This window comes from Massilia scottii, from assembly GCF_030846495.1.
GTDB classification, from domain to species: Bacteria; Pseudomonadota; Gammaproteobacteria; order Burkholderiales; family Burkholderiaceae_D; genus Telluria_A; species Telluria_A violaceinigra.
In genome coordinates, this window is record NZ_JAVCWM010000016.1 from 85,430 (window position 1) to 105,648 (window position 20,219).

11 protein-coding genes are annotated in these 20,219 nt (G+C 67.4%); 5 read left to right on the forward strand and 6 right to left on the reverse strand.

Annotated features, from left to right (window positions below; translation table 11 throughout):
• Positions 1–3: 3 nt before the first annotated feature.
• Together RBA41_RS21785 and RBA41_RS21790 are read right to left on the reverse strand one after the other, a co-directional pair.
• Positions 4–2,373, reverse strand: a complete 2,370-nt coding sequence (locus RBA41_RS21785) for a GspE/PulE family protein (RefSeq protein ID WP_306626343.1) — start codon at positions 2,371–2,373, stop codon at positions 4–6.
• Between the two features lie 34 nt (positions 2,374–2,407).
• Complete coding sequence (locus tag RBA41_RS21790) at positions 2,408–3,298, reverse strand: MBL fold metallo-hydrolase (RefSeq protein WP_306626386.1); 891 nt, start codon at positions 3,296–3,298, stop codon at positions 2,408–2,410.
• A 248-nt stretch (positions 3,299–3,546) separates the two neighbouring features.
• On the opposite strand from RBA41_RS21790, the gene RBA41_RS21795 reads away from it, so the two are divergent.
• From RBA41_RS21795 to RBA41_RS21810, 4 genes are all read left to right on the forward strand, one after another.
• Positions 3,547–5,811, forward strand: coding sequence for a CHASE2 domain-containing protein (locus RBA41_RS21795; protein WP_306626344.1), 2,265 nt, complete (start codon positions 3,547–3,549; stop codon positions 5,809–5,811).
• Between the two features lie 221 nt (positions 5,812–6,032).
• Positions 6,033–7,616, forward strand: coding sequence for a ShlB/FhaC/HecB family hemolysin secretion/activation protein (locus RBA41_RS21800; protein ID WP_306626345.1), 1,584 nt, complete (start codon positions 6,033–6,035; stop codon positions 7,614–7,616).
• A gap of 11 nt (positions 7,617–7,627) precedes the next feature.
• Positions 7,628–12,256: a two-partner secretion domain-containing protein gene (locus RBA41_RS21805; protein WP_306626346.1), complete on the forward strand. Its 4,629-nt coding sequence runs from the start codon at positions 7,628–7,630 to the stop codon at positions 12,254–12,256.
• The gene (locus RBA41_RS21810; RefSeq protein WP_306626347.1) at positions 12,225–12,974 is read left to right on the forward strand and encodes a FecR family protein; all 750 of its coding nucleotides are present in this window, start codon (positions 12,225–12,227) and stop codon (positions 12,972–12,974) included. Before RBA41_RS21805 ends, RBA41_RS21810 begins: the two co-directional genes overlap by 32 nt.
• 8 nt (positions 12,975–12,982) lie before the next feature.
• Here RBA41_RS21810 and RBA41_RS21815 read toward each other — a convergent pair whose 3' ends face one another.
• The 3 genes from RBA41_RS21815 to RBA41_RS21825 are packed head-to-tail and all read right to left on the reverse strand — an operon-like array spanning position 12,983 to position 15,468.
• Positions 12,983–13,906 (reverse strand): lipase secretion chaperone, encoded by a 924-nt coding sequence (locus RBA41_RS21815; protein ID WP_306626348.1) that lies wholly within the window; start codon positions 13,904–13,906, stop codon positions 12,983–12,985.
• The gene (locus RBA41_RS21820; protein WP_306626349.1) at positions 13,903–14,793 is read right to left on the reverse strand and encodes a peptidylprolyl isomerase; all 891 of its coding nucleotides are present in this window, start codon (positions 14,791–14,793) and stop codon (positions 13,903–13,905) included. Before RBA41_RS21820 ends, RBA41_RS21815 begins: the two co-directional genes overlap by 4 nt.
• 27 nt (positions 14,794–14,820) lie before the next feature.
• Entirely contained in the window at positions 14,821–15,468 is a 648-nt protein-coding gene (locus RBA41_RS21825; RefSeq protein ID WP_306626350.1) for an esterase/lipase family protein, read from the reverse strand.
• 330 nt (positions 15,469–15,798) lie between these two features.
• Here RBA41_RS21825 and RBA41_RS21830 point away from each other — a divergent pair, with 330 nt between their 5' ends.
• Positions 15,799–16,824 (forward strand): AraC family transcriptional regulator, encoded by a 1,026-nt coding sequence (locus RBA41_RS21830; protein ID WP_306626351.1) that lies wholly within the window; start codon positions 15,799–15,801, stop codon positions 16,822–16,824.
• On the opposite strand, the gene RBA41_RS21835 is transcribed toward RBA41_RS21830, so the two are convergent.
• Positions 16,821–20,135, reverse strand: coding sequence for an ATP-binding protein (locus RBA41_RS21835; protein WP_306626352.1), 3,315 nt, complete (start codon positions 20,133–20,135; stop codon positions 16,821–16,823). The genes RBA41_RS21830 and RBA41_RS21835 overlap by 4 nt on opposite strands.
• Positions 20,136–20,219 lie beyond the last annotated feature (84 nt).

A 20,219-nucleotide genomic window follows, 5' to 3' on the forward strand; every position in this document is an offset into this window, starting at 1 on the left:
GGCTTACTTGATGCACACCTGCCGCACCATCTTGATATCGGTGATCCCGGACAGCACCTTTTCGATGCCATCCATTTTCAGCGTCATCATGCCGTCTTCCAGCGCCGCCGCGAGCAGGGCGGCCACGCGGCTGTGCTCCTGCAGCAGCTTCTTGACCTTGTCGGTGCCGATCATCAGTTCGTGCAGTCCGACCCGCCCGCGGTAGCCCTTGTTGCACTCGGCACAGCCGACCGCCCGGTACAAGGTGAATTTGCCGTCCGCGTTGGCATAGCGCTGGCGCCAGCCGGCCAGCACCTGCGCGCGGCCCGCGTCCGGGTCGGCGATGAAGGCTTCGGTCGAGAGCAGCTCGGTGCAAAACTCGGTGAGCATCAGCTCCACCTCGGCCGCATCCGGATGGTAAGCCACCTTGCAAGAGGAGCACAGGCGCTTGGCCAGGCGCTGCGCCAGGATGCCGAGCAGCGCATCGGCAAAGTTGAACGGGTCCATCCCCATGTCGAGCAGGCGCACGATCGATTCCGGCGCGCTGTTGGTGTGCAGGGTCGCCAGCACCAGGTGGCCGGTGAGCGAGGCTTCAATGCCCATGCTGACGGTTTCCTTGTCGCGCATTTCGCCGACCATGATCACATCCGGGTCGGCCCGCAAGAACGCCCGCATCACGGTGGCGAAGTCCAGCCCCGCCTTGCGGTTGACCTGCACCTGGCGCAGCCCCTTTTGCGTGATCTCGACCGGATCTTCGGCGGTCCAGATCTTGGTGTCGGGCGTATTGAGGTGGCTGAGCACCGAGTGCAGCGTGGTGGTCTTGCCCGAACCGGTCGGCCCGCACACGAAAAACAGGCCGTACGGTTTTTCGATGGCGGCGCGCAGGCGCTCCAGGTTAAACGGCAGCACGCCCAGCTTGTCGAGCGGGATCGGTTCGCCCGCGGCCAGGATGCGCATCACGATGTCCTCCACCCCGCCCGACGAGGGAATCGTGGCCACGCGCAGCTCGATGTCGAGCGGGCCGTATTTTCTGAACTTGATCTTGCCGTCCTGCGGTTTGCGCCGCTCCGAAATATCGAGGTCGCACATGATCTTCACGCGCGCGACCAGCGCATTGCGGTAGCTGGCCGGGATTTCGATGTACGGCACCAGCGAGCCATCCTTGCGAAAGCGGATGCCGGTCTTGCCCTTGCCCGGCAGCGGCTCGATGTGGATGTCCGACACGCCCTGGCGGTAGGCATCCATGATCACCTTGTTGAGCAGCTTGACCAGTTCATTTTCGACGGCGGCCGAGACGTCGAGCGAGCCGTCGCCATCGGCGTCATCCTGGTCCATCCCCGACAGCAGTTCGCCCACCGAGCCGCCCTCGGCGTCGACAGCGGCGCCAAAGAACTGTTCGGCGGTGCGCCGGAAGTCCTCGCGCGTGGTCACGCGGTAGACCACTTTGGCCTTGGGGAAGATCTGGTTGACGATCTTGCTGGTGTTGATGCGCTCCGGGTCGAGCGCCATCACCACCAGGCCCTCGGTGGTTTCTTCGAGCGGCAGCCACTGGTTCTCTTCGACGTACTGCGCCTTCAGGTTGCGCAGCAGTTCGCCCGGCTTGATCCGGTCCGGCTTGTACGGCTCGTAGGGCATGCCGAAAAACTTCGCCAGCGATTCGCCGATCGCCTGCGCGCGCACCTGGAACTCCCTGATCAGCACTTCCTCGATATCGAGGTTCTTCTTGCGCGCCGAGCGCGTGGCCAGTTCCAGCTCGGGCGCCGACAGCACCGCCTCGTGCACCAGCCCCACGTACTTGGTGCGCACGGTCTGCGGCGGTTTGAGGCGCTGGCTGAAGGCCACCGACAAGGTGTCGCACAGATCGCGCACGCCTTCCTCGCACACCTTGGAAAACGGTCCGCCCTTGCGGTTGTTGATGAACTGGATCACGCCGAGCAGTTCGTTCGACTGCACCGTCAGCAGCGGCGCGACCAGCATTTCGCGCGTGCGGTAGCCGGTGCGCTGGTCCACCCCGCTCTGGAAGTGCAGGCCGGGCGCGAGGCGCCGCAGTTCTTCCTCGTCGTAGGCATCGCGGATGTTCAGGGCCTTACGGCTCATGGCCACGAAGCCGGCGATCGAGCTCGGCGAAATCGACAGGCGCAGCTCGCGGAAGGTCGTCAGGCCGGTCTTGACCTTGGAGACGATATGGTCGTTCTCGGGCGTGACCGCGTACAGGGTGAAGCGGTCGCAGTCGAACAGGTCGCAAAAATCCATGCCCAGGTCGAGCATGATTTCATCGAGGTTGGCGGTCGCGTGAATCTTGTTCGTGACCGCTTGCAGCCTTCTGGAGAAGTCCAGGCGCGCGCCCGTGTCTTCGTCGTTACCACCTTGCTTGCCGCTTGACGCTTCGTTCATGGGTGCTTTCGCTTTCGACAGATGAGGGCCAAGTTCAGTTCAGTGCGACTTCGAGACCTTCGTAGGCCAGCACCACGCGCAGGCCGGTGGGCAGCGGCCCGTGGCGCCCCAGCGCATCGGCGAAGACGGCTTCGAGTTCGTCGTCGCCCCGGGTCGGTTCATGGTGGGTGCAGTACAGGGTGCGCGCTCCGACCCGCACCGCGCTGGCCAGCGCGGCGTCGAAGGTGCCGTGCCCCCAGCCGCGCTTGGACGGGTACTCGCCCTGCGTGTACGAGCAGTCGAAAATGAGCGCATCGACGCCCTGCATGGCGCGGTCGATGTCGCGCTGGCGCTGTTCCATCTGCAGCTGGTACGGCGCATGGCGCGCGTCGTCCTCCGGATACAGGTTGTAGAACGGTTCATGGTCGCCCGTGAAAAACAGCGACTTGCCGTTGCAGCTGATGCGGTAGCCCAGATTGGTCACCGGGTGGTTCATGACCACGTTCTCGACCAACGCGTCGCCCACCGCGACGGCCACGCCCACGTCGAGCGTGCGGTATTCGATGGTGGCCGCCATCTGCGCTTCGCCGACGGGAAAATAACTGTTCTGGAGCTGCACGCCCATGATGTGTTCGATGCCCTGGCCGGTCGCTTCGTCGCGCGCGCCGTGCAGGCGCACCCGGCTCGTGGGGATGAACAGTGGCGTGAAGAAGGGCAGGCCGTGGATATGGTCCCAGTGGCTGTGGGTGATGAAAATGTTCGCGTTCACCGGCAGGCGCGTGAGCAGGTCCTGGGCCAGCGCGAAAATGCCGGTGCCGCCGTCGAGGATGATCAGGGTGCCGTCGTCGGTGCCCACTTCGATGCAGGTGGTGTTGCCGCCATAGCGGGCGGTGCGCGGTCCCGGCGAAGGAATCGAGCCGCGCACGCCCCAGAAGCGCAATTTCATGTCGTCACTCTCATGGCCGAAATCGTCGATGTTGCAATTACGGTCGATCATAGCGGTTTTGCCTGCGCGTGGCTGCAAAATTTACCTGCGGAATCTGCCGCGCCCGCTTTCGTGCCGTTTTGCCCACGCTTTTCGCGCGGCGGTGTACAGGGTTGGCGGGCGGCGCTACACTCGTCCGTATTACCACGAAGTAATGGTATGGCGGCATCCTGAGACGGGCGGGTACATCGTATGCAAGCGACTGACCGATGACAAAGCGTGTGCGCATGCTGCGCAAGTACGGCCCGCGCTGGCTGCTCGGGCTGGCCCTGACCGTGGCGGCGGCGCTGTCCACGCTCGGCTTTTTTCACAGCGATTCGATCGAGCGCATGGACGGCTTCGTGGCCGGCCTGCGCATGCGCATCGAGGCGCCCGTGCTGGACGCGCGCGTGGTGATCGTCGATATCGATGAAAAGAGCCTGGCCGCGATCGGGCGCTTTCCGTGGAGCCGCAATATCCAGGCCAACCTGGTCACGCAGCTCACGCGCCACTACGGGGCCGGCGCGGTCGGTTTCGATATCTCCTTTCCCGAACCGGATACCTCGTCCGGCTACGCCGTGCTCGAACGCCTCGCCGACGACCAGCTGGCCGGGGTGGCGGGCCTGAAGGCGCAGCTGGCGGACCTGAAAGCGGGCATGGATTACGACGGCCTGCTGGCCGAGGCCCTGCGCGGCCAGAATGTGGTCCTCGGCTACAACGTGTCGGACAAGCTGCGCAAGGGCGTGCTGCCGGCCCCCGCGTTCACCCTGGAGAGCCTGAACGGACGCGAGCTGCTGGCCTACACCTCGGACGGCTACGAGGCCAATATCGCGCGCTTGCAGCAGGCCGCTGCCGGCGCCGGCATCTTTACCGCGTCGACCGATGCCGATGGCGTGATCCGTTCTTCCATTCTGCTGCAGCGCATCGGCGACGCCTATTACCCGTCGCTGTCGCTGGCAACGGCGGCCGTGTATCTCAAGGCGCGCGCCATCGCGCCGTATTTCGACACCACCGTCGAACAACTGTCGGACGCCCAAAAAGACAGCGGCAGCGCCGCCTTCATCTCGCTGTTCCTGCCGCGCGGCCAATTGCGCATTCCGGTGGGCGAAGGGCTGACCACCTACGTGCAGTTCCGCGGGCGCGGCGGGCCGGCTGGCGGCGCGTTCCGCTACGTGTCGGCGGCCGACGTGCTCACCGGCGCGGTGCCGCCCGCGCAGCTGAAGGGCGCGCTGGTGCTGGTCGGCTCCACCGCGCCCGGCATCAACGACCTGCGCGTCACCCCGGTCAACCCGGAATACCCGGGGGTGGAGGTGCACGCCAACCTGCTCAAGTCGATCCTCGACAACGACTTCAAGGCGCGTCCGGCCGAGGCCTATCTGTTCGAGTGCCTGCAGGTGCTGGTGTTCGGCCTGGTGCTGGCGCTGATGCCGGCGCTGCTTTCGCCGTCCAGGGCGGTGCTGCTGACGACGGCGGCGCTGGCAGCGGCCATCGGCATCAATTTCTACCTTTATTATGAAGCCGACATGGTGCTCAACGCGGCCGTGCCGGTGCTGCTGATCCTGGCGCTGTTCGTGCTCAATCTGGGCTTCGGCTACTTTGTCGAGGTGCGCAAGAGCCAGGCCCTGGTATCGCGCTTTCGCGAGTACGTGGCGCCCGAACTGGTGGCCGAAATGGCCGAAAATCCCGAGCAGTACACCATGGACGGCGAAAGCCGCGAACTGACCGTGCTGTTCATCGACGTGCGCGGCTTCACCACGATCTCGGAACAGCTCACGCCCAAGGCGCTGCGCGAGTACATCAACCTGTACCTCACCGCCATGTCGGAAGATATCCGCGACAGCCACTGCGGCACGCTCGATAAGTACATCGGCGACGCCGTCATGGCCTTCTGGGGCGCGCCGGTGGCCTTTGCCGACCATGCCAGGCGCGCGGTCGCCACGGCGCTCCTGATGCAGGCCGGCGCCGCGCGCCTCGATCTTGAATTCCAGGCGCGCGGCTGGCCGCCCCTGAAGGTGGGCATCGGCATCAACAGCGGCTTGATGCACGTGGGCGACATGGGCTCGAAGATCCGCCGCGCCTATACGGTGATGGGCGACGCCGTCAACCTCGGCGCGCGCCTGGAAGGCATCACCAAGGTGTACGGCGTCGGCATCGCGGCGGGGGAGTCAACGCGCCACGCCGCGCCCGAATTCGCCTGGCGCGAACTGGACCTGGTGCGGGTCAAGGGCAAGCACGAACCGGTCGCCATCTTCGAGCCGCTCGGCGCGGCCGATTCCCTCGGCGAGACTGGCGCGGCGCGCCTGGCCACCTGGCACGCCGCGCTGGCGCTGGTGCGCGCGCAGCAGTGGGATGGCGCCGAGGTGATCCTCAACCAGTTGCAAACTGACGAGCCCGAGTGCGCCCTGTACCGGCTTTACCTCGACCGCATCGCCATCTACCGCGCCAACCCGCCCGCGCCGGATTGGGATGGTGTTACCACTTTCGACACGAAATAGCGCGCCTGGCGTGGTCGTTTTTGCTTGCATTTGTCATTCTCTTAACGCCGGCTGACTCCGCCATACAACGCTTCGCAGAAATCGGCCGGATCGGGCAGGAATTTCTCACTCGCACGAGGCAGCACGATTACACTCGACAGAGAAACGCAAGCTGTGTTGCCAGTGCTTTCCTCCGGGGTTGAACCTATGCCAACGATAAAAACACACCGTAGAGCTTATTCATGAAACGACCTTTTGCCCGCCTCGCCGCCGGCGCCGTGCTGGCCGCCGCCGTGGGAGCGGCCTGGGCGAACGAGCCCGCCGCGACCGATCCCATCCGCTTCGACATCAGCCGCTTCGACGTGGCCGGCAACACCTTGCTCGCCTCGTCCGAGATCGACGCCGCGCTGCAACCGTTCGCCGGCAACGGGCGCGATTTCGGCGACGTCCAGCGCGCGCTCGAAGCGCTCGAAGCGCTGTACCACGCGCGCGGCTACCAGGTCGTCACGGTGCGCCTGCCCGAGCAGGAACTGAACCGCGGCGTGGTGCGCCTGGACGTGGTGCAGACGAAAATCGGCCGCATTCTCGTGAGCGGCAACAAGGTGGTCGACGAAGCGAACGTGCGGCGCGCCCTGCCGGCCCTGCAGCCGGGCCGCACGCCCAACCTGGACCGCGTTTCGGCCAACCTGCGCATGGCCAACCAGAATCCGGCCCGCAAGATCAGCCTGAACCTGCAGAACGGCGCCGCCGACGACGAACTCGACGCCCGCCTGGCGGTCGTCGACGACAAGCCGTGGACGGCCATGCTCAATCTCGACAATACCGGCACCGGGCAAACCGGCAAGACCCACGCCGGCGTGGTCTTGCAGCACGCCAACCTGTGGGGGCGCGACCATGTGGGCAGCGTGCAGTACACCACCACGGTGGAGGAACCGGGCAAGGTCAGCGTGTACGGCGCGGGCTATCACATTCCCTTATATGAGCTGGGCGATTCGGTCGACCTGTACGCCAGCTATTCGGACATCGATTCGGGCGCGGTCACGGCCGGCATCTTCAACCTGGCCGTCAGCGGCAAGGGCACGGTGGCCGGGGCGCGCTACAACCAGACCCTGGCGCGGCGCGGCAGCCTCGATCCGCGCCTGGTGTACGGGTTCGACCACAAGGCGTACAAGAACAGCGTGCTGCTCGCAGGCCAGAATTTCGGCAACGATATCACTGTCCATCCGCTCAGCGTGACGTACCTGGCCAGCACGCCGCTGGCCGGCGGCGACGTCAATTTTTCGGCCGGGCTGGTGCGCAACCTGCCCGGCGGCAGCCGTGGCGGCAGCGCCGATTTCGCGCGCACCCGCTCTGGCGCCAAGGCCGGCTACACCATGGCGCGCTTTGCGGCCGGCTTGAACCGGGCGTTCGGCGCCGACTGGCAGTTGCGCGCGCTGCTTAACGGCCAGATCACGGGCGACGCGCTGGTGCCGGGCGAGCAGTTCGGCGCCGGCGGCGCGTCATCGGTGCGCGGGTTCGACGAACGTGCCGTCTCCACCGATTCGGGCCTGCTGGCCAACCTGGAAGTCTACAGCCCCAATTTCTGCGCCGCGCGCCAGCGCTGGCAGTGCCGCGTGCTGGGCTTTGTCGACGCCGCCCACGGCCGCCGCAACGAGGCGCTGCCGGGCGAAGCGGCGCGCGCCACGGTGTCCAGCGTCGGCCTGGGCTGGCGTTTTTCGATGGGCAATTCGCTCAATATGCAGATCGATTACGGCCACGTGCTGCGCCGGGATGCCGGCGTGAGCGAAAAGAATAAAGTGCATGTGCGCGTAGGCCTGGCCTACTAAAGGTGAAACAAATGACGATCCAGAACCATTTTCCGCGCTTGTTGAAGCGACTCTGCCTGCCGCTGCTGCTGGCCTTCGGCGGCGCTCCGCTGTCCCACGCCGCGCCCGGCTCGCCGCAGGTGGTGGCCGGCCAGGCGACGTTCGGGCAGCAGGGTAATGTCTTTTCAATTACCAATACGCCCAACACCATCATTAACTGGCAGAGCTTTTCGGTGGGGGCCGGCGACATCACGCGGTTTATCCAGCAGGATGCGAATAGCGCCGTGCTCAACCGCATCACCGGCCAGGACCCGAGCCGCATCCTCGGCGCGCTGCAGTCGAACGGCCAGGTATTCCTGATCAATCCGAACGGCATTCTGTTCGGGCGCGACGCGCGCATCGACGTGGGCAGCTTGACCGCCTCGACCTTGAACCTCACCAATGCGGATTTTCTGGCCGGCAAGCGCAACTTCAATGGAACGCCATCGGCCGGCGCCATCGTCAACCAGGGTGCGATCACCACGCCCGGCGGCGGCAAGGTATTCCTGATCGCGCCCAATGTCGAGAACAGCGGCATCATCACCTCGCCGCAGGGCGACGTGGTGCTGGCGGCCGGCCACAGCGTGCAACTGGTCGATTCCAGCAATCCCGACCTGCACGTGGTGGTCTCAAGCCCGGCCAGCGCCGCGCTCAACCTGGGGCAGGTGATTGCCCAGGGCGGCAAGATCGGCATCTACGGGGCGCTGGTCAGGCAGCGCGGGCTGGTCAGCGCCAACAGCGCCCAGGTCGGCGCCAACGGCAAGATCGTATTCAAGGCGAGCGCCGATGCGCTGCTCGAAGCGGGCAGCGTCACCAGCGCGACGGGGGCCGGCAAAGGCGGCGAGATCAGCGTGCAGGGCGAGCGGGTCGGCATGACGGGCGACGCCCGCATCGACGCCAGCGGCGCGGCCGGCGGCGGCACGGTGCTGGTCGGCGGCGGCTACCAGGGCGGCAATACGCTGGTGCGCAATGCGCAGCAGACGGTGATGGGCAAGGCCGCCTCGATCCGGGCCGACGCCACCGGCAGCGGCGACGGCGGCACCGTGGTGCTGTGGTCGAATGGCGCCACGCGCGCCTTCGGCAGCATTTCGGCCGCGGGCGGCAAGGGTGGCATGGTGGAAACCTCGGGCTACCATCTCGACGTGAACGGTATCCGGGTCAACACTGGCGCGCACGGCACCTGGCTGCTGGACCCGTACGACGTGACCATCGGCGCCAATGGCAGCACCGACCAGCTCAATACGGTCGATGAATTTGTCGACACCCCGGCCGACACGATGACGCTGATCGATTCGGCCATGCTCAACTCGGCAGCGCCCGCGACCGATATCGTGATCCAGGCCCGCCACGACGTGCTGGTCAACGGCGCCATCACCCGCCCCGACGGCACCACGGGCATCCTGTCGGTCGAAGCGGGCAATAACATTTCCATCGATGCCAACATCGCGACCGAGGGCGGGGCGCTGACCTTGAACGCCAATGTCGCGCCGTACGCGAGCGGCACCGGCACCGTGGCCATCAATGGCGCGCTCAATACCAGCGGCGGCAACCTGTCGCTCAGCGGCCATACCATCAGGCTTGGCAACACCGCCAACGCGCCTGTCAACAGCGGCAGCGGCTACATGGCATTCGTCGCCACCGACACGTTCCAGCAGTTCTCGGTCGCGCCCTTGCAGGGCGGCGGCAATATCGATATCGTGGCCGACAACGTGCAGCTCATGGGCGGCATGATCGGACCGGCGCAGTCGCAACGTCCTTTCGTGAGCATTGCCCCATATACCAATAACCGCGACATCGTCGTCGCCACGGGCGGCCCGACGGCATCGCTGATGCGCCTGTCGCCATTCGACCTGAACCCGATCCATGCGCAGGAACTGATCATCGGCTCCTCTGCGCATACGGGCAAGATTTTGGTCGCCGCGCCCCTGGGCGGCCAGGCCACCCCGGCCGAGATGACCGTGCTGCGCCTGCGCACCCAGGGCAACATCGAGGTGAACGCGCCCATCGCCCTGGCGGCCGGCGCCGGCACCAAGCTGGCGCTGGAGCGCGCCGGCCTGACGGCGGGGCTGATCAATACCGGTTCCACCGCTGCCCTCAGCGCCGACCACGTGCTGCTCATGTCGGACAATATCAACATCGGCGCGAACATCACCGGCACCGGCAGCGCCGGCGGCGAGGTGGTGCTCAGCCCCGGCAATCCCGGTACTAATATCCACCTCGGCAACAACGCCCTCGATGCGAACGGACGGCTGGGCTTGAATACCAGCGAGCTGACCAGGATTTTCGCGCGCCAGTTGACCATCGGCGGCGAACTGGCGCAGACCGGCGCGGTCGACGTCAACGGCGAGCTCAACCTGACCAACCTGACGCCCACCAGCAAGCTGGCGATCGACGCCGGCAATGGCGCCATCAACCTGCTCAATCCGCTTATCACGCCGGGAGCCTTGCTGCTCACCGGTGCGAGCGTCGGCAACAGCGCCACGGCGCCGGCCCGGGCCGGTGCGATCGCGATCCTGACCAGGCAGCAGACCGGCTCCGCGTCCACGCCGTTTTATACGCAGACGGGCTACCTGGCTGCCACGAACATCACCGAGACGGGCAACGGGCCGATCAATATCAGCAATACCGGCACGCTCGACCTGGGCAGCGTCGTCCAGAGCGGCGGCAACAACACGGGGGCGATCACGATTGCAAACAAGGGCGGCATGACGGTACTCAAGGATGAGCCGGGGACGACCAGTCCGGTCATCGTCAGCAGCCTCGGCGGCCCGATCAATCTGTCGACCCAGAGCCCGCTGACCATCAACGGCAGCGTGGCGTCGAGTGGCGGCGCCATTGGCTTGCAAGCCGGTAATGGCGGGGTGCTGACCATCGGCACCAGCGGCAGCGTGGCCTCCGGCGCCGGCAATATTTCCATGGTGGCCGGATCGATCGTGAACGATGGCAGCGTCAGCGCCACCACCGGCAATATTTCAGTGAGCGCCGCCTCGCTCAGCGGCAGCGGCACGATTGCCAGCTCCAGCGGCGCGGTGACCGGTGTGCCGGCGGCCGTGCCGACAATCGACGCCTGCATCGCCACGCCCACCCTGGCCGGCTGCGCCACGGTGCTGGCCGACGCCGTGAGCGCCTGTACCGCCAATCCGGCGCTGCGCTATTGCGCCGCCGTGATGCCGAGCATTGCCACCTGTATCGCCAATCCCGCCACGCCTGGCTGCAGCGCGGTGCTGCCGACCCTGAGCCAGTGCGTGGCCACGCCATCGGCGCCCGGTTGCAGCGTGGTGCTGCCGTCGCTCAGCGCCTGTATCGCCACACCCACCGCGACCGGCTGCAGCGTGGTGCTGCCGTCCCTGGCCGTGTGCACCAGCGCGCCATCGACCCCGGGCTGCAGCGTGGTGCTGCCGACCCTGGCCCAGTGCGTCGTCAATCCTGCCCAGGCCGCCTGCGCGCAGGTGCTGCCCAGCCTGAACACCTGTATCGCCGCGCCCGCCACCAATGGCTGCACGGCGGTGCTGCCGACCCTGAGCGCCTGCCTGGCGACGCCATCGCGCGCCGGTTGCGTGGCGGTGCTGCCGACCCTGGCCGCCTGCGTGGCCAGCCCGACCCAGGCCGGCTGCAGCGTGGTGCTGCCGTCGCTGGCGGCTTGCAGCGCCAGTCCCGGCCTGCCCGGCTGCTCGGTGGTGCTGCCGAGCGTGGCCCAGTGTGTGGCCGCGCCCACCCAAGCCGGCTGCGCGGTGGTGTTGCCGACCCTGACCCAGTGCATTTCCGCCACCAGCCTGCCAGGTTGCAGCGTGGTGCTGCCGTCGCTGAGCCGTTGCGCGGCCAATCCGGCCACCCCGGGCTGCGCGGTGGTGCTGCCGTCGCTGAGCCAGTGCGTGGCCAATCCGGGCGCCAGCGGCTGCACGGTGGTGCTGCCGACCCTGGCGCAGTGCGCGGCGAATGCGGCCGTGCCCGGCTGTAACGTGGTGCTGCCGACCCTGAACCAGTGCGTCGGCAACGCGGGCCTGCCGGGCTGCGGCGCGGTGCTGCCGAGCTTGCAGAATTGCGTGGCCAATCCGGGCGCACCGGGTTGTTCGGTGGTGTTGCCGACCCTGGCGCAGTGCAGCGTGACGCCATCGCTGGCGGCCTGCAACGTGGTCTTGCCGACGGTGGCGCAGTGCACGGCCGCGCCTGGCCTGGCCGGGTGCGTGGCGGTCTTGCCGCCGATCGCGCAGTGCATCGCCACACCATCGGCGCCGGGCTGCGCGGTCGTGCTGCCTGGCCTGAGCCAGTGCGTGGCCACCCCAAGCGCCGCCGGCTGCAGCGTGGTGCTGCCGACCGTGGCCCAGTGCGTGGGCAGTCCCGGCCTGCAAGGCTGCAGCGTGGTGCTGCCGTCAATCAATAGCTGCGTGGCCAATCCGGCGCTGGCGGGATGTGCCGTGGTGGCGCCGCCGCAGCAGCTCGCCGACGGCGTGGTCAAGGAAGTCATCGTCAACACGATCAACGTCATCAACAGCGTGACGCCGTCCAGCGACAGCACGGCGCCGGAAAAAGTGGCGGGCAAGGAAGCCGGCGCGCAAACCGCCGATACGAGCAACATTAAAGGAGACGCCAGTGAACTGCGCAAAAAGACGTACTGCAACTAAGGCGCTCGCGGGTTTCCTGCTGGCTAGTTCCTTCGGGCTGGCGTGGGGGGCGCAGGTGGCCGGTACCATCGTCAACCTGAGCGGTCCGCTGATGGTCAAGAAGGCCGACGGCAGCGTCAAGGTGCTGGCCTTGAAGTCGGAGGTGGAGCAGGGCGATACCCTGGTGTCGGAAAAGAACACCTATGCCCAGATCCGCTTCATCGACAACAGCGAAATCACCTTGCAGCCGGGGACCACGTTCAAGGTGGAGGCGTTCGCCTACGAGGCCGGCAAGCCGGACGCCGACAGCGCCAGCTTCAGCCTGATCAAGGGCGGGCTGCGCTCGCTGACCGGCTTGCTTGGGAAACGGAACAAGGAAAAGTTTTCGCTCAAGACGCCGAGCGCCACCATCGGTATTCGCGGCACCACCTTTATCGCGCAATATGTGCCGGCGGGGGCCGGGACAACGGGGCTGGCGCGACCGGGAGCGCTGCAGCCCGGTTTGTATGTGTCGGTGATCGATGGGATGATTTCGATGTCGAATGCGGGCGGCAGCATGAATTTTTCGGCCGGACAGTTCGGCTACACCCCGAGTACGCTCAAGCCGCCGGTCATGGTGCCAGCCAATCCAGGCATCAAGTTCACCCCGCCGCCGGTGTTCAGCATGCAGACGGGGCCGGGTGCACAAAACACCAGCGCCTCTAGCAAGGCGGCAGCGGTCGATTGCGAAGTGAGGTAGGCCGCCGCTTATTGCTTGTTCTGTGCGCCGGCGGCTTGCTGGCTGCGCAGGCGCTCCAGGTTGTAGGCGCGCGCGGCCGGCATTTCCTGTTCCGAGTACAGATCACGCAGCAGGGCTTCCATGTCGACGCCCGGCTGCGCGGCGGCGAGGAAGGTCCGGCTGCGCTGCTCCCAGTCGGACTGCACCAGCTCCGTGTCGTGCAGCTGCTGCGCGCGGTCCGCTCCAAGCATCTGCGTGCGCAGGGCCGTGACCCGCGCCTCGGGCGCGCCCGCCTTGCGCAGCGCGGCAACGTCGTTGCGCAGGCGGTCGAGCGCGGGATCGGCGGCCAGGCCGCGCTCCTGCGTGTCCGCGCTGCGCGGCGCCCCCGGGCGCGTGGCCGCCAGGTCGGCGCGCATCTGTTTTTCTTCTTCCCGATACAGTGACCCGGCAAGCTGCTCGCCGAAGTGTGCCACGCGCAGCGCGTGCAGCTGGTCCAGCGCCAGCTCGGGCGTGAGGGTGGCGTCGGCGCGCTGGCGCTCGCTCAGTTCCGTTTCCGCGTCGCGGTAGGCGACATAGGTGCGCAGCAGCCGCGCAAGCTGCTGCGCTGCCTGCGCCGGCAGCCCGGCCGTCATGCGCTTTTCGATCTGGTCCACTTCCACCCGCCCAGGATGATGCGGCAGCCCCGCCAGCAAGACGTCGAGCAGGGTACTGGTGCGTTCGTTGATGGCCAGGCTGCCATCGGCCGCGAGCGGGAACGATGGCGGATCGGCGCGCTGCTCCGGCATGGCGCCGAACACCGGGCTGGCCTCGGCCAGGACGGTGAAGCTGCGCTCGACCGCCTGGCCGGTGCGCTCGCGCGCCGTGGCGGGCGTTTCGATGACGGGCTCGCGGTACAGCATGAATCCGGCGCCCAGCAGGGCCGCGATGCAGGCAAGCGGGCCCTTGATGCTCACTGCGCAGCTTCCTTCTGCGGCGCGCGCTCGGCGGTGAGGCGGATGCCGGTGCGCGTCTTGAGGGCCTCGATCCGCTGGCCGAGGCGTTCCTGCATGATCTGCATGCGCAGGCCGGCACGCAGCTCATCGAGCGGCGGCTTGGGCAGTTCCTTGGTGGCGATCAGCTGCACGATCTGCCAACCGCCTTGCGGCAATGCCCGCTCGATGGCCTGTCCGGGAGCCATGCCGGCCACCCGCGGCGCCAGATCGGTGTCCATTTGGGATGCCAGCACCCAGGCCGGCGCAACCGGGCGGGCGCCGTTCGACCAGCGCCTGGCGACCTGCGCAAAGCGCTTGCCTTGCCGCAGTGCCGCCAGCGCGGCGTGTGCCGCCGCCGGCGTGGCCACATCGACGCTGGCGATCTGAAACTGGCGCTCCGCCGGCACGCCCTGGTAGCGCTGCGCAATGTCCTGGTCCGTGACTGGAATGGTGGACAGCATGTGGCGCACGAGGTCGCGCTGCAACAGGGTCTTGTAAGCGAGCTCGGCCTCGGCCACGATGTCCGCCGACTGATGCAAGCCAAGTTTGACGGCTTCCTGCGCCATCAGTTCCAGGGTCACCAGTTCGCCCAGTACCGCCTTGCGGTCGAGCGCCGCGCGGGCGCTGGCGCGCTCCTGCCGGTCCTGCGCGTTTTCTTCATCGAAGGGATTGGGGCGGCCGGCGTTGGCATCCATGAGCGCGTCGAGCAAGGCCTTGCGTACCGGCTGGTCGCCGACCTGCGCGACCGTTTCCTGTGCCGGCGGCGCGGCCGGGGTAGCGGCCGGGGTAGCGGCATACGCGCCCGGCAACGCCAGCAGCAGGACCAGGCAGTGGCGGCCCAGGCTGGCCGAGGTGAAATGAAAATCCATGGCTGATCCTTGTGCTGGTCGATCGTGTTACGGCAGTTGCGCGCGAACCTGGTTGTACACGCTCGTGTCGGTCAACATCGAAATATGGCCGACACTGGCTGTCTGCACGCTCACGCCGCACTGCGCATTGCGGGCTGGCAGGATGACGCCATCGTTGGCGGACCACAGCGAGCGGTCGCAACCGGCGCCGGCGAGCTGGGTGATGAACGATGAGCCGGGCCGCATGTCGAAGCACGCGGGGGAATAGCAACCGTAGGCGCTGGTGGTGCCTTTGTGCGGCGTACCCAGGGTGATGAAGCGGCGCATGCCGGCCTCGCCGCCCAGCTTGGCGCGCTGCCAGCGCACCACCAGGCCGCCGTTCGAATGCGCGATCACGCTCACAGGCTGGTTGCCGTTGTTGGCGCGCACGGAGTTGATGAAGCTGTTGAGCGAGGCGGCGCTGGTCCGGTCGCTGCTCACCATGGAGTTGTAGTTGAAGCCGTACAGCTTCGAGCGCGGATAGCCGCTGGCGGCAAAGCGCGCGACCATGGCGTCGAAGTTCGAGGACGAGCCGCTGTAGCCGTGCACGAAAATCACGGGTTCCTGGGCCATGGCCGCACCGGACAGTACGACGCCTGCTGCGAATAAACCAAGTGCGAGCGCCGATGTAGCGGCCTGGCGGAATGAATGTCGCATGTATATCTCCGTTTGTTGTAGATCAGTAAATGGGGCTTGTCGCGCTTGCGAAGACCAGTAGGCGCTTTCACCCGGGGATGAACCTGGCTGACTTTGCGCTGTTCTTCCGACAACGTTGTTGCTTACTATAAGCGGCGTGGTCAGACCACGCATACGCCGGACAGGCCAATTCGCTCGCTTTGGCGGCCATGCGGCGCGGCTGTGGTACCGATGACAACAAACCAAAAGAGTTGTTTTGGTGACAATGCAATCGTAGTATCATGTTGGCAAGGCGGCACAGCGCCAAGGCGCGCCGCAGCCGTTTCCGCAGGCCAGAAAGACGAGGTTCCCATGACCGTGACGATATCCAGACCGACCGTGTCCGCAGCGTGGGTGAAAGGGATCGTCGAGCTGATCGGCGAGCTCGGTCTTGAGCCGCTGGCCCTGCTCGAGGAAGCCGGCATGCCGCTGGACGAACTCGACGACGCCGACGGCCGCTTCGACAGCGCCGCCGTCTCGGTCTTGTGGTCGCTGGCGGCGCAGCAGTCCGGCCACCCGCATCCGGGCGTGGCACTCGGAGGCGCCGCCAAGCCGGCCTGCTTCGGCGTGGTGCTGCACGTGATGATGTCCAGTCCGGACCTGGGAAGCGCGCTGCGCCGCATGGCGCAGTACGTCCCCATCATCAGCAGCGCCGCCCGCTTCATCCTCACGCAAGACAGCCAGGGCTGCGGGCTGACGCTCACGCTGGGCGATGGCGCGCCCGGCGACCGCCATGATTTCGCGCTGCTGATGATCGCCAACCTGTGCCGCTGGCTGACCGGGCGCGATCTGCGCCCGCAGTCGGTGGAACTGGCCCATGCGCGGCCGGCCAACCTGGTGCCCTACCTGGCGGCTTTCGGCTGCCCCTGCCATTTCGGCGCCAAGCGGTATCGCCTGAGTTTTTCGCCGGCCGACCTGGGATTGCCGCTCATGACCGGCAATCCCCTGCTGACCGAACTGCACGAGCGTTTCGCCAACGAGCGCCTGGCGCGCCTGGGCGACGCGCGCACCACCCGGCGCGTGCGCGAACTGGTGCTCGATTGCCTGGCGGACGGCGAACCGGCGCGCGGCGACGTCGCCCGGGCACTGTGCATGAGCGAACGGACCTTGCAGCGCCGGCTGCAGGACGAGGGCACGTCGTACGTGCAGTTGGTGGACGCGGTGCGGCGCGAGCAGGCCGCGCATTATCTGGATCAGACCAGTCTGTGCTTCACCGAAATCAGCTACCGGCTCGGTTTCGCCAACCAGGGCACCTTGTTCCGGGCCTGCAAGCGCTGGTTCAACGTGTCGCCGGGGCGCTATCGCGAACGCCACCGGGCCGGGGTGGAGAGCGCTTAAGTTCTTGCGTCGCCGAGCTTGACCAGCGAGATGGTCAGCTGGCCGGCGATCAGCATCACCGTGTCGAGCCGCTCGGCCGTGAACGCGTTGCGGGTAGCGCTGTTCTCGAGCAGCAGCACGGCGTGCAGCAGGTGGTGCGTGAAAATCGGCACCGCCAGCAGCGAACATTGACTCCAGCCTGAAAAATACGGATCGCGCGCAAAGCGGTCATCCTGCAGCGCGTCGTCGAGCAGCAGCACGTCGCGTGCGCGTTCGACGTGGCGCAATACCGACATGGGCAGGGCAGGGGCGTGCTCCGCCTGCCCGACCGGCACGATCAGCAGCTTGACGGCGGTGGCACCCGCGAGCGAACAAAGCAGCTCGCAGGCGCGCGTCTGCAGGCGCGCCAGCGTGGTTTCGGCACTCAGGGCCTGCGACGCCCGCAGCACGGCCAGCAAATCGACCTTGTCCAGCGGGGCGTTGGCCGCATCGGCCGCGCGCCGCGCCGGGGCGCTGGCGGTGCGCAGGAAGGCGTGGTTCGCGCGCATGGCGCTTGCCTTGGCCGGGGCGCCCCACGCCTCGTAAAGGCGCAGCGCCTCGGCGAGCAGCGACGAGCCGACATACTGCAAGCCCTGCGCCAGATAACACAGGCCGGCGCGCTCGGTCATCAGCGCGCGGTGCCATGGCCGCCTGTGCGCGCGCATGGCCAGCAGGCCCTGGTCGAACAAGCTGGCCGCGGCGGCGCCGTCGCCCGTGGCCCAGGCGCGTTCGGCATCGATCCAGGTGACCAGATGGGCGAAATTGCGCGGCGCATCCGCTGCGCGCAGCGCCATCCAGTCGCGGCACGCATCGAGTTCGGGCAGGGCGCCGTCGCCGCCATGCGCCTGGCGCGCCAGCGCCAGGGCCCGGAACAGATAACCCAGGGCGGCCGGATAAATACCGGCAAAGGAGGCCAGCAAGGGCATGGCGGCCGTGGAATGGCGCGCCAGCGCATCGTCGTCGCCGAACAGCAGGGCCGCATGCGCGCGCGCGAGGCACGCGCTCAAGGTGTCCGGGTCCCCCGCGAGCGCCGGGAAATGGATGTCGATATCGCCGCGCGCCGCATCGAGCAGGTAGCGATAGCTGCGGTGAATGCGGCTTGCGGTGACATTGCCGCTGCGCCGGGCGCTGGTTTCGGCCTCCGACAGAATCGCGGCGAGAATGTTCAGGGTCGGCGCCGATTCGAGCTGCGCCACGATCTCGATGTGATAGGTGTGGGTCGCGTAGTGCAGGTCGCCGCTTTGCAGCAGTACCTGGCGTGCCTGGCGCGCGTGGGCGATGGCGTTTTCCAGCGGCTCGACCCAGTGCAGCGACGCCAGCGCAAACACGTGCTGCAGCCACGCCGCCTCGTCATCGTAGCCGCGCGCCTTGCCGATCGCCTGCGCCTTGATCAGCACCGCGTAGCCGGTGCGGTAGTCGCCGTGCCGCTTGAACAGGATCGGCAACGTGCCGAAGGTCTTGAGCAGCGCCGCGCAGGGGCCGTGTTCGATCCACATCTGCTGGTAGCGCACCAGCAGCCAGATGAGGCGCTTGTCGTCGGCGTAGTAGGTCGCCATGGTGGTCAGGTGCAGCAGGGTGCCGACCGCCAGCACATGCGGATCGATCGGCCCTGCGCGCTGCAGATCGGCGTCCAGCGCGTCGCTGTAGGCCCAGGCGGTGATGGCGTCGAGCCGGCGTGCGATGTCGTCAGGGTCGTTGTCCGGCAGCTCGATGCCGGCCCGCGCCAGCAGGGCGATGCCGAGGGCGATCGCTTCGGGCAGCATGCGGCGGCTGGTCAGGCTGTTGATCTGCACCGAACTGGCTTCAATCAGGCCGGTCAGGTCGCTCTCTTGGGCGGCGATCCGCGCATAGACCTGGTCGGCCTCGGCATGCCGGCCCAGGATGTACAGCGAGGCGTGCCAGGCCCGCATGGCTTGCGCCAGCGCGGGCGTGGGGCCGTCAAGGCGCAGCAGCCGCACGGCGGCGCTGAGAAACCGCTCTTCGAGCGCGTAGTCGGCCTGGCTTCTGGCATGCAGCGCCGCCTGGCCGAACAGGCTGGCGACCTGGCGGCGCTCGGGCGTGTCGGGCAGGCTGTCGCCGAGGACGAGGTACTGCTCGGAGGCGCCGGTTTCGTGCCCTGCATGCGCCAGCAGGCGGCGCCCGATCGCCAGATGCAGCGCCTGGCGTTCGTCCACCGGCATGCCTTCGTAAATCACCTGCTGCACGCGGTCGTGGCAAAAACGCAGGCTGCGCTGGGCTTCCAGCACCAGTCCATCGGCCAGCGCCGGATCGAGCTGGCGCGCATCGACACCGGCGGCCAGCGCCAGCACCTGGCCGTCGACCGCGCCGCCCAGGCAGGCAAGCACCTGCAGCATCAGGCGCGTTGCGGGCGGCAGGCGGCCGATGCGCAGCGCGAGCAAATCGGTCACCTCGCGCTGCGCGATGAAGGCGCGGATGCCGGCCGCATCGCGAACCCCGCCATCGGCGCTGAGCAAGCCTTCCTCGCGCAGGGCGTTGACCAGCTCAATCGTGTCGAAGGGATTGCCGTGGGTGCGCTCACCGATCAGCGTGGCCAGGCTGGCGCAGCGCGCAGGCGCAATGTGCAGGAGCGTGCCAAGGAAAGGGGCCAGGCAGGCCGGCGGCAGGTTGTTCACTTCCAGCGTCGGGCAGCCACGCCAGCGCAGCAGCATGGGATGCAGCGGGTGTGCGTCGTCGACTTCATCGTTGCGGTAGGCGCCCACCAGGAACAGGCCGTGCAGGGCCGCGTCCTGCAGCAAGGCGTGGAACGCGGCCAGCGCGCCGGGCCCGGCCCACTGCAGGTCGTCGATCGCCATCACCACCGGGCGCGCGGGCGAAACGACGGCGCGCAGCAGGTCGACAACGGCATCGCGCATCCTGGCCTGGTGCCGCGCCGGATCGGTGTGGGTGGCATCGTGGCAGCCTAGCAGCAGGGCGAATTCGGGCAGGGCGGCGGCGATCAGGCCGGCGTTGCCGTCCAGCGCCGCCAGGATGCGCTCGCGCTGCTGGACCAGCGCCGCTTCGGGTTCGGCCAGAAGCAGGTGGCCGAGCGCGCGCATGGCCTGCACGATGGCCGATGGGGCATCGTGCCGGTACTGGTCGAACTTGCCGCTGACGAACCAGCCGCCGCGGTCGGCCGCCATGCTGGCCAGCTGCGCGAGCAGGGCGGACTTGCCGGCGCCGGCCGCACCGGCAACGAGCAAGGCGCCGCCTGCGGCAAAGGCGCTGTGCAGCGCGCCGATCTCGGCCGAGCGGCCGGTCAGCGGCGCGGATTGGCCATGCGGCAGTGGGTCCATATTGTCCTTCGCAAAGCGGGCGGCAAAAAGAAAACGGCCTCTGTCCAGATGACTGGAGAGAGACCGTTTCGACTGTACTAGTCT